Annotated in this window: 9 protein-coding genes; 5 read left to right on the top strand and 4 right to left on the bottom strand. The window is 59.4% G+C overall.

What is annotated here, in order from left to right:
• Positions 1-230 precede the first annotated feature (230 nt).
• From AB4N91_RS07895 to AB4N91_RS07875, 5 genes are all read left to right on the top strand, one after another.
• Positions 231-1,775: a sensor histidine kinase gene (locus tag AB4N91_RS07895; RefSeq protein ID WP_460112272.1), complete on the top strand. Its 1,545-nt coding sequence runs from the start codon at positions 231-233 to the stop codon at positions 1,773-1,775.
• A 59-nt stretch (positions 1,776-1,834) separates the two neighbouring features.
• Positions 1,835-2,485: a response regulator transcription factor gene (locus tag AB4N91_RS07890; protein WP_042932731.1), complete on the top strand. Its 651-nt coding sequence runs from the start codon at positions 1,835-1,837 to the stop codon at positions 2,483-2,485.
• A gap of 102 nt (positions 2,486-2,587) precedes the next feature.
• Complete coding sequence (locus tag AB4N91_RS07885; RefSeq protein ID WP_042933056.1) at positions 2,588-2,962, top strand: response regulator transcription factor; 375 nt, start codon at positions 2,588-2,590, stop codon at positions 2,960-2,962.
• Between the two features lie 242 nt (positions 2,963-3,204).
• Positions 3,205-4,407: an NAD(P)/FAD-dependent oxidoreductase gene (locus tag AB4N91_RS07880; RefSeq protein WP_010455816.1), complete on the top strand. Its 1,203-nt coding sequence runs from the start codon at positions 3,205-3,207 to the stop codon at positions 4,405-4,407.
• A 111-nt stretch (positions 4,408-4,518) separates the two neighbouring features.
• A complete protein-coding gene (locus AB4N91_RS07875) occupies positions 4,519-4,779 on the top strand; it encodes a hypothetical protein (RefSeq protein ID WP_010455820.1) in 261 nt (86 codons plus the stop codon).
• Positions 4,780-4,892: 113 nt separating this feature from the next.
• Here the strand turns inward: AB4N91_RS07875 and AB4N91_RS07870 are convergent, their stop codons facing one another.
• The 4 genes from AB4N91_RS07870 to AB4N91_RS07855 all read right to left on the bottom strand — a co-directional run bounded on the left by AB4N91_RS07870 (position 4,893) and on the right by AB4N91_RS07855 (position 12,520).
• Positions 4,893-6,338: a sensor histidine kinase gene (locus AB4N91_RS07870; RefSeq protein WP_010455821.1), complete on the bottom strand. Its 1,446-nt coding sequence runs from the start codon at positions 6,336-6,338 to the stop codon at positions 4,893-4,895.
• 201 nt (positions 6,339-6,539) lie between these two features.
• Positions 6,540-8,183, bottom strand: a complete 1,644-nt coding sequence (locus tag AB4N91_RS07865; RefSeq protein ID WP_010455822.1) for a fatty acid--CoA ligase — start codon at positions 8,181-8,183, stop codon at positions 6,540-6,542.
• A 31-nt stretch (positions 8,184-8,214) separates the two neighbouring features.
• Entirely contained in the window at positions 8,215-9,993 is a 1,779-nt protein-coding gene (locus tag AB4N91_RS07860) for an acyl-CoA dehydrogenase C-terminal domain-containing protein (RefSeq protein WP_083376326.1), read from the bottom strand.
• A 7-nt stretch (positions 9,994-10,000) separates the two neighbouring features.
• Complete coding sequence (locus tag AB4N91_RS07855; RefSeq protein WP_460112271.1) at positions 10,001-12,520, bottom strand: efflux RND transporter permease subunit; 2,520 nt, start codon at positions 12,518-12,520, stop codon at positions 10,001-10,003.
• Positions 12,521-12,525 lie beyond the last annotated feature (5 nt).

The following is a 12,525-nucleotide window of genomic DNA, read 5'->3' as shown; positions in this document are numbered from 1 at the left end:
GTTATGCAAGTGGCCGCAGAACGTCTGTCGTACCTGAGGACAGCGCATTCATCCATGCGTCTAGCGTTCGATACTTGAGTATAGGGAGGGGGCATGAGCGGGAGCGCGGGAAGACTACGCGCGCGCACTTGGCGGTATTTCAGGGGTTTATGTCCTATTAGATGGAAACCATTGCTTTTACGATAGGCATCCATGCTCCGCCCCCATGACATCAGGAATGCATGACCACGATGAAAAACAACAGGTCAGCTACTGCGCGCAAATCGTCGCCATTTTTCTTCAACTTATTCGCCGCCACGCCGCGCACCTCCGACACGAGGACCGTTGACGCGGCCTCCAGCATTAGTCCCAATCCACTGATCAACGCATTGGGTTGGCTGGTCGGCCTGGTGGTGGTCATCGGCATCCTGGTGATCAACTCCGAAACCCGATCCGACTTCGCCCCGACGATTCTTTACATCACCTTGTTGTTGATGGCGGCCAATCTGTTCTCCATTAACGTGGTGATCAACATTGCACTAATGTGCATAGTGCTGCTGACAGCCACGTATTTTTACAACGGCGGTTATGAACGCTGGGAGTCGACCACTGGTTTTTTCCGGTGCCTGACGGCGCTCTCGGCAATCACCTTTCTCGCCCTGCGCAGCAAACACGCCGCGGACCGGCTGCGCCATAACGAGCTGTACCTGATCGGCGCGCAGCGCTTGAGCCAAACCGGCAGCGTCGGTTTCTGCGGTGACGACGAAGCAATGAGCTGGTCCGACGAATCGGCGCGGATTTTCGAATACCCCCTGACCCAACATCCGACGGCGGCGATGGTTCTGGCGCGGACTCATCCCGACGATCTGCCCTTGGTGCAGGGGGTGTTTGCCAAAGCAGCGCGCCATGAGCCGCTGCTCGAAATCCAGCACCGACTGCTGATGCCCGACGGCCGCATCAAGCATGTACATATGATTGCCAGCCCACTCTTCGAACAGCAGGACCGTTGTGAATACATTGGCGCGCTGATGGACATCACCGCCAGCAAGGAAGCCGAGACGGCGCTGTTCGGCATGCAGGCGCAATTGGCACATGTCACGCGCGTCACTTCACTCGGTGAGCTTGCTGCTTCCATTGCCCATGAAGTGAACCAGCCACTGACGGCGATCACCAGCAGCGGCGAAGCGTGTCGGCGCTGGCTTGATCGCCCAGTGCCGGATCAGAACGAAGCCCTGCAATCGCTTGATCGCATCATCGCCAGTTCGTGCCACGCCAGCGATGTCATCCGCCGAATCATCGCGCTGGCGCGCAAATCCGATCCACTGCGACAGCGCGAGTCGCTGGAGGACATCGTCAGCCAGACGCTTGGCCTGGTCCAGCATGAGCTGGCCCTGCACAAAATCAGCTTGAAAGTCGAGCTCCCGGAGCACTCGAACTACGTGCATGCGGACCGGGTGCAATTGCAGCAAGTCATCATCAATCTGGTCGTCAATGCCTGCCACGCAATGGACGGGGTCAAGGTTGGCGACCGTTTTCTGCAGGTGCGCACGTGGGCAACGGATGATGAGGCCGTGGTGGAAGTGGCGGACCAGGGTTGGGGCATCGCGCCCGACGTTTTGTCTTCATTGTTCAACCCATTCTTCACCACCAAGGAACGCGGGTTGGGCATGGGGCTTTCCATCTGCCGCTCAATCATCGATTTCCATGGGGGACGGATCTGGGTAACCAGTACAGTCGGGCATGGCGCGTCATTCAAATTCGCGCTACCGCTTCTCTCCCAATGCGAATCGGACTAAATTGCTTTGACGCAGAACATTTCGCTTGAATCAGGATTACTGCTCTCTATGGATGCCTCATGAACGAACATCACCCTATGAACAAAGTCGTGAACCATGAGCCGCTGGTCTATATCGTCGATGATGACGCCCCGCTGCGCGAAGCACTCGGCAGCCTGTTGCGCTCCATCGGATTACAGGTGGCGCTGTTTGGCACGGTTACCGAGTTCATGAACTACGCCCGCCCCGACATCCCCAGCTGCCTGGTGCTGGATGTGCGACTGCAAGGTACCAGCGGGCTGGATTTCCAGAATGAGTTGGTGGCCGCCAATATCAACGTGCCGATCGTCTTCATGACCGGCCACGGCGACATCGCCATGACGGTCCGGGCCATGAAGGCAGGCGCCGTGGATTTTCTGGCCAAACCGTTCCGCGAGCAGGATTTGATTGATGCCGTTTCCGCCGCGCATGCCCGAGACAAACTGCGCCGCGAATCCGAACGTGGCAATGAGGAGTTGCGCAGCCGCTACGCGACACTCACACCGCGCGAGCAAACCGTCATGGCGCTGGCGGCCTCGGGGCTGATGAACAAACAGATTGCGGGAGAGATCGGCCTGAGCGAAATCACGGTAAAGATTCACCGTGGTCAGGCCATGCGCAAGATGTTCGCCCGCTCCTTCGCCGATCTGGTACGAATGGCGCAAGCACTTGGCGTCGATCGTTCTCAGTAAGGTTTTATACGCACGTATAGTACGTCCCCCGGGTGGACGGCGTATCTTGCGCTGATGGCGGGCGCCCTTGATGGGCTGCCTGATATCAGTCCAGGGATTGAAATGCCCCATACCGCTGTTGTTTCCGTTGTCGACGATGATGAGTCCGTGCGCATGGCGCTCGACAGTCTGTTGCGCTCCAACGGTTATACCGTGCGGGTGTATGCCACCGCCGAAGCGTTCCTCGCCGCCACCGGGACGCAAGACACCGGCTGCCTCATCTCCGATATACAAATGCCCGGCATGTCAGGCATTCAAATGTATGACGAGTTATCGGCCAGGGGGATCAGGATGCCGGTCATCTTCATCACCGGCTACCAAGGCTCGCCGCCCCGGGTCAGCGACAGATCCCCCGAGCCCGTCGCTTATTTCCCCAAGCCCTTCCCCTGCGGCGAGCTGATGGCCTGCCTCGAAGACATCCTCGATCGCAAGGCCTGAGCGTCGACGCTCCCTTGCTTTAATACCTTGGTATACACACCCCACACTTAGGCGTGTCGCAAATTACCCTATGTAGAAGTGCCCTGCCCATCCCCCCTCGATACCATCTCCTACAGCGAACCAAGCCGGATTAAGTGTTGCGGTTTTCCATTGAAGCCACGCACCTGGATCAAGCCGCATCACGGTCACGCTTAAACCGACAAACCCTTCAATGATCGACTTTTGTCTTCAGGAGCAACCCCATGAAACAGAACATTTTAGTAATCGGCGCAGGGTTTGGTGGTGTGTGGAGCGCATTGAGCGCTGCCCGTCTGTTAGACAAACATGACCGTAAAGACGTGCAGATCACCGTTTTGGCTCCCCAGGCAGAATTGCGCATCCGTCCGCGCTTCTATGAAGCGGATGTCCACACCATGATGGCGCCGCTCGGCGACCTGTTCGACGCTGTGGGCGTGAAATTCGTCAAAGGCAGCGCTGATCATATTGATGTGGAAAACAAGCAAGTCGCCTACAGCGACGTGTTTGGTACCCAAGGCACGCTGAGCTACGACCGACTGGTGCTCGCCGCTGGCAGCCGCGTGATTCGTCCAGCGCTTGAAGGCATGATCGAACACGCTTTCGACGTCGACCAGATCGAAGAAGCCAGCCGTCTTGAAGCCCACATCAAGTCACTGAAAAACCTTCCGTACAGCACCGCCCGTAACACTGTGGTGGTCGCCGGTGGTGGCTTTACCGGGATTGAAACGGCCACCGAAATGCCCGCCCGTTTGCGTGCCGCGCTGGGTAGCGATGCCTCCATCAGAGTCATCGTGGTGGATCGCGGACCGCAAATTGCCGCCTCGATGGGCGATGGTATTCGTCCATCCATCATCGAAGCGTCGAACCACCTGGGGATCGAATGGGTGCTCAACAGCTCGGTCGCGTCGGTCGATGCCGGCGGCGTGACGCTCGCCGACGGCCAGCGCATTGAATCCAACACCGTGATCTGGACCGTCGGCTTTCGCGCCAGCCCGCTCACCGAACAAGTGGTGGGCACTCGCGACCCGCAAGGCCGTCTGCACGTCGACGGCAACCTGAAGGTGCTGGGCCATGCCGACGTTTTCGCCGCGGGTGACGTGGCGTACGCCGCCACCGACACCCTTGGCAACTTCGCCGGGATGTCCTGCCAGCACGCCATTTCACTGGGCCGCTATGCCGGCAATAACGTCGCGGCGGATTTGCTGGGCGTCGAACCGATAACCTACAGCCAGCCCAAGTACGTGACCTGCCTGGACCTAGGCGCCTGGGGCGCGGTATTCACCGAAGGCTGGGATCGTCAATTGAAACTGGTCGGGCATGAGGCCAAGGAGCTCAAGACCCAGATCAACACCGTGTGGATTTATCCGCCGGCGGCTGATCGCGCGACTGCGCTGGCTGCTGCCGATCCGTTGATTCCAGTGGCCTGAACCTCTTCACAATGACCGCTCGCGGCCTCGGGAGACCGAGCCGCAACTCGGCGAACGACAACGCTGCGAGCGTTCATTGTGCTTCACGACATCCACCAGGGGCTGACCGACATGTATGACTTTTTCGAAAATCCGCACCGTGTGTTGAAGCTGTCGCACCTATTGCTGATCGGCGGGCTGGTGATGCTGTTGGTCGGGATCATCCTGGCGTATGGATGTGAGGCCTACCTGAAGTTACCCGAACTGATAGGCGCCCATGCGATGACGATTCTCGGTCCGACCGCGATCAAGCTGGGTTACGTCATGCGATTGCTGGCTTTCAACCGCTTGCGCCTCGACGGGATCGCGCAAGGCTATGGCGTCGCCGTTTGATCTGAATGTTCTTCCCTGACCGGTTCGGCTCTCTCCTTGCCGAACCGGCACTTCCCAAGCGCCCGCCACTGTTTTTTTTGGCGGGCGTTTTTTTGCCTGGAATTCACCGGTGCTCAGCACTCACTTTTGAGCGCAGGCAACGCGATCGAGAACACCGCCCCTTCACCTTGATTGCTGGTTGCCCAGATGCGTCCCTCATGGAACTCGATGATGGAGCGGCAGATGGAAAGCCCCATGCCCAGCCCGTCAGCCTTGGTGGTGAAGAACGGATTGAACAACGATGGCAACGCCTCGGCTGTGATACCGGTGCCACAATCCCTGACTTCCAGAATGGCATCGTCGTTATGCACCCACGTGCGGATCTTCAATATCCGCGTGCGTGGATCCACCTCGGTCATTGCCTGACAGGCATTGATGATCAGGTTCAGGATCACTTGCTGAAGCTGCACCCGGTCGGCGCCGACGTGCACCGGTATCACGGCCAGCTCCACACGCAACTTCACATGGTTGCGGCTCAGTTCGTATTGCACCAGGGCCAGCGTGTCACTGACGATCTCGTTGAAAGATTCACGCTGACGTTCAGGGTCGCCGTTACGCGAAAGCGTGCGGATGCGCCGAATGACTTCGCTGGCGCGATTGGAACTGCTGATCATGCGGTCAAGCGATGTGCGCACTTCACCGAGATCAGGTTCGCTGCGGTCGAGCCAGCGATGACAGGCTTCACCGCTGGTTCTGATCGCGGCAAGTGGCTGATTGACCTCGTGAGCAATGGACGCAGCCAGTTCGCCCAGCGAGGTCACGCGCGTGACATGCGCCAGCTGTGACTGTGATTGGAACAGCGCGTCTTCAGACTTTCTGGCTGCCGTGACATCCATCACCGCGCCGACGTACTCGAAGCCGTTATGTTGAGCCGGCAAGGGGTGAGCAATCATGTGGATGTACTTGATGCGACCATCCGGCATCTGCAACCGATGCTCGACTTCCAGGCGCGGTTCATGATGCGAGACCTGGTCGAAAACGCTTTCGACCAAATGCCGGTCATCGGGGTGCGTGCGCGCCAGAATCTTCAGCATGCTGGGGGTTTCTTTTACTGAGTACTCGAAGATCCTCGCGGTCTCCGCCGACCAGAAAATCTCTGAACGGTCGACCCGAAACCCGACGCTGCCGACCTGGCTGAGCCGTTGGGCACCCACCAGATAAGTCTCGTTACGACGCAACGTGTCCGCCAGTTGCTTGCTGCGCAAGGCTAGAAAAGTGATGGCAGACAACGAAACGATACAACGCACATAAGCCCCCACGGCTTCAGTGTTCAGGTAATCGCGTTCGACGATAAAAATGAAGGTCAGCACTGACAGACACGCCAAAGCGACGCAGATCACCAGTTTCACCGAAAACACATTGGCGGACATCAGCACCAGGGTCACGTACAGGACCGTCGTCGCCACGCTCAAGTTGGTAAAGAATTTGAACACGACGACGAAAGAGGCGACCAGCAAGGCGATCAGCAGCGCCATGGCATCGGTCTGGAAGTAATCTTTTCTAAGGGTCAGGGGCGGCATGAATTGTCCGGGCGTAACGGGTTGGCAACATACCCGCAGCGGACCGTGAGCTCCGCACCGAGCGACTGAAAGTCGACGTATGGAACGTTCGAAATGTGGACCGAATATAGTAAAAACACAGGCCTGGTGACAGGACGAATAACCCTGAAATCAAGACGTGTCAGCGCCCAAGGCGCTGACCTGTTGCACCCGCCACGCCTTTCAACTCGATACGCTTTTCCGGATGAGTTTCTTGTCAATCTTCCCGACGCTGGTTTTGGGGATTTCGGCGACGAACTTGAACTGCTTGGGGATCGCCCATTTGTTGATGCGGCCGCGCTCGACAAACCCTTGCAGGTGCGTCTCCAGGATCTTGCGGTCGAGGTACTGCCCCGGTTCGGACACCACCAGCGCCATGGGCCGTTCGCCCCATTGCTCATCGGCGATGCCCACGACCGCGACCGACATCACGGCGGCGTGCTCGCTGATCAGGCTCTCCAGTTCCAGGGAGCTGATCCACTCCCCGCCTGTCTTGATCACGTCCTTGATTCGATCCTTGATTTCCACACCGCCCAACCCGTCGATGGAAGCCATGTCGCCGGTGTGCAGCCAGCCATCGCGCCAAAGTTCTGCACCCTTTTCCGGTTCCTTCAAATAGCCCTGGGTCAGCCACGGCGCGCGCACCACGATCTCTCCCAGCGACTCGCCGTCATGGGCAACGTCTTTGCCACTGGCGTCGATGATTTTCAGGTCGACCATCGGCACCGGCGTGCCCGTCTTGATACGAGCAGTCAGTTGGGCTAGCGGGGATTGTTCGAGGTCTTCGTCACGCAGGTACGTCAGGCACAGCAATGGACAGGTTTCCGACATGCCGTAACCGCTGTGCACCTGCATACCTTTGGCGTTCGCTTCGCTGGCTATGCCCAAGGTCAGCGCGCTGCCGCCCAGGAGCATTTTCCAGCCATCAAAACGGGTGTGTGCCGCTTCCTCACAGCCCAGGATCATTTGCAGAAGGGTCGGCACACAGTGAGAGAACGTGACTTTCTCCTCCCGATACAGCCTGACCAGGCTGTTGGGTTCGTAGCGACCGGGGTACACCTGCTTGATTCCCATCAGGGTGGCAACATAGGGCACGCCCCAGGCATGCACGTGAAACATCGGCGTGATCGGCATGTAGACATCATCCGAGCGCAGCAGCGGCAACCCCTGATAGACGCCCAAAGTGCCCACGGCATTCAAGGTATGCAGGACCAGTTGGCGATGGGTGAAATACACGCCTTTAGGGTCGCCAGTGGTGCCCGTGGTGTAGAAAAGGGTCGCCACCGAGTGTTCATCGAAATCGGGAAAGTCGTATTGGTCTGCGGCCCCGGACAACAGGTTTTCATATTCCCCCAGCACCGGTAGCGACGTGTCGGTTGCTGTGTCGTCCGTGAGCTGCAGGTAACCTTTGACGGTTTCAAGCCGCCCGTGAATCTGTTCAACCAGCGGCAGGAAATCATCATGCACCAGCACCAGGTCATCCTCGGCATGGTTCATGGTGAAGAGCACCTGATCCGGCGAAAGACGGATGTTCACGGTGTGCAGCACAGCGCCGATCATCGGTATGGCAAAGAAGCACTCCAGGTAGCGATGACTGTCCCAGTCGAGCAGGGCCACCGTATCCCCGGCCTTGACGCCGGCAGCGGTCAAGGCGTTGGCCAGTCGGCGGATCCGCTGGTTGAGGGTCTGGTAGCTGTAGCGCAGTTTGTCGGCATACACGATTTCCCGGCCCGGCTCGTAGCGCACGCCGGACAGCAGCAATTGCTTGATCAGCAAGGGGTAGGCATAGGCGCCGTCGGCGGGCGGAATTATTTTTGTCGCCATCATGGTTGTGGTTCCCGGTCCTTTTTACGTGGGCTCAGAACTGCTCTGCATCCAATTGATAGAGGCATTCGCTGCCCGCCTTGGCCGACGCGCTCAACGAGTGGATACGTGGCAGCAAACGGGCGAAGTAGAAGCGCGCGGTCGCCAGTTTGCTGGCGTAGAAATCATCTTTGGAATGCGTGCTCATGGCAGCCTTGGCCATTCGCGCCCACATGTAGGCGTACGCGGTGTAGCCGAATACATGCAGGTACTCGACCGACGCCGCACCGATTTCATTCGGGTTGCTCTGGGCTCGGTCCAGCAGCCATGCGGTCAGTTCGTCGAGGGTGTCGAGGGCGGCGTTCAACGGTTGGGTGAACTCGGCGAGGTCAGCGCAGGCGTTGGCGGTAAAGTTGCGGATTTCCGAAGCGAACAGCCGGTAGAGCGCCCCGTCGCTGCCGACGATTTTGCGCCCGACCAAGTCCAGGGACTGGATACCGTTGGTGCCTTCGTAGATCTGGGTGATGCGCACATCGCGCACCAATTGCTCCTGGCCCCACTCGCGAATATAGCCGTGGCCGCCGAGGATCTGCTGACCGTGGAGGGTGGTTTCCAGGCCCATGTCGGTGAGGAATGCCTTGGCCACCGGGGTCAGCAGCGACACCCGTTCCTGGGCGCGACTGCGGATCGCTGCGTCATCACTGTACTTGGCGATATCGAGTTGCAGCGCCACGTAGCTGGAGAACGCCCGCCCGCCTTCGTTCAAGGCCTTCATGGTCAACAGCATGCGGCGTACATCCGGGTGAACGATGATCGGATCGGCCGCTTTGTCCTTGTTCTGCGCGCCCGTCGGCGAACGGCTTTGCAGACGGTCACGGGCGTATTCGACGGCGTTCTGGTACGAACGCTCACCCAACGCCAGCCCCTGGATACCCACGCCCAGACGTTCGTAGTTCATCATGGTGAACATTGCCGCCAGGCCCTTGTTCGGCGCATCGATGATCCAGCCGGTCGCCCCGTCAAAGTTCATCACGCACGTGGCCGAGGCCTTGATGCCCATCTTGTGCTCGATGGAACCGCAGGACAGCGCGTTGCGTTCGCCCAGCGAGCCGTCGGTATTGACCAGCACCTTGGGCACCAGAAACAGCGAAATTCCCTTGGGACCGGCGGGTGCATCCGGTAACCGGGCCAGTACCAGATGAATGATGTTTTCGGTCAGGTCGTGCTCGCCGCCGGTGATGAAGATCTTGCTGCCGCTGATCTTGAAACTGCCGTCGGCCTGAGGTTCGGCACGGGTGCGAATCAGGCCCAGGTCCGTGCCGGCATGCGCCTCGGTCAGGCACATGGAACCGGTCCAGGTGCCGGCGTACATGTTCGGCAGATAGCGTTCCTTGAGCTCCCGACTGGCGTGGGCATTGATCGACAGGCACGCACCGGCGGTCAGCATCGGGTACAGGCCGAACGACAGACTGGCCGAGTTGACCATCTCCTCGACCTGAGCCGAAATGGCCTTGGGCATGCCCATGCCACCGAACTGCGGATCACCACCAACACCCACCCAACCGCCATCGGCGAATGCCTGGTACGCCGCGACAAAACCGTCCGGCGCCGTGACCGTGCCGTTGCTCCAGGTGCAGCCCTGCTCGTCGCTGCTGCGGTTCAGCGGTGCGATAACCTCACCACTGATTTTGCCAGCCTCTTCAAGGATCGCAGCGGCCGTTTCTTCATCGATCACCTCGCCAAGGCCAGGCAATTTGGCCCACAACCGGGACACCTGGAAGACCTCGTTGAGTACGAAGCGCATGTCGCGCAAAGGAGCTTTGTAATCAGACATCGTTGGCTTACTCGGAAGTGGTCAGGGCATGTGGCATGCCGGGACGTTGAGAGATCGGGGGGTTGTCGGCCTGCGTAACAGGCCCGGGTTCCAGCGCTCGTTCGCGAAGGAGGAAATAAGACAGGGCAGGAATCAGCACCAACGCGCCCAGCATGTTCCACAGGAACATGAAGGTCAGCAGGATGCCCATGTCAGCCTGGAACTTGATCGGCGACCAGACCCAGCACACCACGCCAGCCGCCAGGGTGATGCCCACCAGGCCCACGACCCGTCCGGTAAACGACACGGCGTTGCGGTAAGCCTGAGACAGCGGCAGGCCCTGGCGCTGGTAATGCAGTTGCACGCTGAGCAGATACAACGCGTAGTCCACGCCGATTCCCACGCCCAATGCGATCACCGGCAGGGTCGCGACCTTCACGCCAATGCCCATGGCCACCATCAACGCCTCGCAGAGGATCGACGTCAGCACCAGTGGCAACAGGGCAACCAGGGTCGCGCGCCAACTGCGGAAGGTGATCAGACAGAACAGCGTCACCGCCGCATAGACGTACAACAGCATGGTGCGATTGGCCTCGCGCACCACAATGTTGGTGGCTGCCTCAATCCCGGCCGACCCGGCCGCCAACAGGAACTGGCGATCTTCGCTGTTGTTCTCCCGGGCGAATTTTTCCGCGATGCCGACCACGGCATCCAGCGTCTCGGCCTTGTGGTCCTTGAGGAAGGTGATCACCGGCATCAGCGAACAATCGGTGTTGAACAACTCCGGCGAGTTGACCGAGGCTTGCTGCGCAGCGTAATTGAGCACGTCCTGATTGCGCTGGATGCTGTTGAGCTTGGGGTTGCCTTCATAGGTGCCAGCGGTGATTTGGCGCACCGCGTTCACCAGCGAAGCCGTCGCCTGCACGCCCGGATACTGCTGCAGCTCCCAGGCCAGTCGGTCGGCGAGAATCAACGTCTTGTAGTTCAGACAGCCTTCCGGTGCGGTCTTGATCATCACTGCGAACAGGTCGCTGGACAGCGCGTAGTGGCGGGTGATGTAGGCGTTGTCACGGTTGTAGCGCGAGTCGGCACGCAACTCCGGTGCGCCACTTTGCAGATCGCCGATTTTCAGTTGCAGGCTGACCATGAAGCCGCCGATGCCCATCAGCACCGCGACCAATACCGCCCCCGTGGCCCATTTTTGCGTGGTGAAGCGGTCGAGCACGTCCCACAGTTTGCCGAAGCCTTTGTGCCCTTCTGCGCGCGTGTCGATGTTCAGTGCACGCTCGGCCGCCTTGGCGCCGACGCCGACATAAGACAGCGCCACCGGCATCAACAATAGCGAGGTGAAAATCAGCACCGCCACACCGATACTGGCGGTGATCGCCAGGTCCCGGATCACCGGAATATCGATCAGCATCAGCACCGCGAATCCGACGGCGTCGGCCAGCAGCGCCGTGACGCCGGCAATAAACAGACGGCGGAAGGTGTAGCGTGCGGCGATCAGTTTGTGGGTGCCACGGGCGATGTCTTGCATGATCCCGTTCATCTTCTGCGCCGCATGGGACACACCGATGGCGAAGATCAGAAAAGGCACCAGCACCGAATACGGGTCGATGGCATAGCCGAGCCAGGCGACGATGCCGAGTTGCCAGACCACAGCGATCAACGAGCAGCCGACCACCAGCAGGGTGCTGCGCACGCATCGTGTATAGGCGTAAATGATGACCAGCGAAGTGACCACGGCCAGGCCGAAGAACATCATCACTTGAATCAGTCCGTCGATCAGGTCGCCCATCAGTTTGGCGAAACCGATCACCCGGACTTTGTACGGGCCCTTGCCCTCCTCCCCGGCCTTGTGTGCAGCGCTGTCGCCGGCAAACTCGATCTTGTCGCGCAACTGCTCCTCAAGCATCTGCGAAAAGGCGTGGTAGTCGATGCGCTGACCGCTGGCCGTGGCCTTGTCCAGCAACGGCACGATCAGCATGCTCGATTTGTAGTCGCTGGCCACCAGACTGCCGACGATACCGGCGCGGGAAATGTTCTGGCGCAGTTGTTCTATTTCTTCAGGCTTGCCCTGGTAGGTATCGGGCATCACCGGGCCACCCTGGAAACCTTCCTCCGTCACTTCGGTCCAGCGCACCGCCGGGCTCCACAACGACTTCATCCAGGCGCGGTCGACGCCTTCGGTGAGAAACAATTGATCGTTGACCTGTTTGAGCACGTCCAGGTAAGCAGGGTCGAAGACATCGCCCTGAGTGGTCTCCACCACCACCCGCACCGAATTGCCCAAACCTCGCAGTGACTGGCGGTTTTCCAGGAAGTTCTGGATGTAGGGCTGGCTCTGCGGAATCATTTTCTCGAAACTTGGACGCAGCTCCAGCCGAGTCGCGGCCATGTAACCGAAGACCAGAGTGGCCAGCGCCATCAACAGCATGAACAGCGGACGGTAGTTGAACACCAGCCGCTCCAGCCGATTGCCGGAATCGCGGTCGAAATCATGCAGATCGCGGATCACCGGCATGGCGTCTTGTTTGATATTGCCCATGTCTG

It is taken from the genome of Pseudomonas sp. H3_D04 (assembly GCF_054669175.1).
This window is presented reverse-complemented; position numbering and strand designations above follow the sequence as displayed.

Bases quoted from the DNA above. Each gene is read 5' to 3' on its own strand.
- AB4N91_RS07895 (WP_460112272.1), top strand. From the start codon at position 231: ATGAAAAACAACAGGTCAGCTACTGCGCGCAAATCGTCGCCATTTTTC.
- AB4N91_RS07890 (WP_042932731.1), top strand. From the start codon at position 1,835: ATGAACGAACATCACCCTATGAACAAAGTCGTGAACCATGAGCCGCTG.
- AB4N91_RS07885 (WP_042933056.1), top strand. From the start codon at position 2,588: ATGCCCCATACCGCTGTTGTTTCCGTTGTCGACGATGATGAGTCCGTG.
- AB4N91_RS07880 (WP_010455816.1), top strand. From the start codon at position 3,205: ATGAAACAGAACATTTTAGTAATCGGCGCAGGGTTTGGTGGTGTGTGG.
- AB4N91_RS07875 (WP_010455820.1), top strand. From the start codon at position 4,519: ATGTATGACTTTTTCGAAAATCCGCACCGTGTGTTGAAGCTGTCGCAC.
- AB4N91_RS07870 (WP_010455821.1), bottom strand. From the start codon at position 6,338: ATGCCGCCCCTGACCCTTAGAAAAGATTACTTCCAGACCGATGCCATG.
- AB4N91_RS07865 (WP_010455822.1), bottom strand. From the start codon at position 8,183: ATGATGGCGACAAAAATAATTCCGCCCGCCGACGGCGCCTATGCCTAC.
- AB4N91_RS07860 (WP_083376326.1), bottom strand. From the start codon at position 9,993: ATGTCTGATTACAAAGCTCCTTTGCGCGACATGCGCTTCGTACTCAAC.
- AB4N91_RS07855 (WP_460112271.1), bottom strand. From the start codon at position 12,520: ATGGGCAATATCAAACAAGACGCCATGCCGGTGATCCGCGATCTGCAT.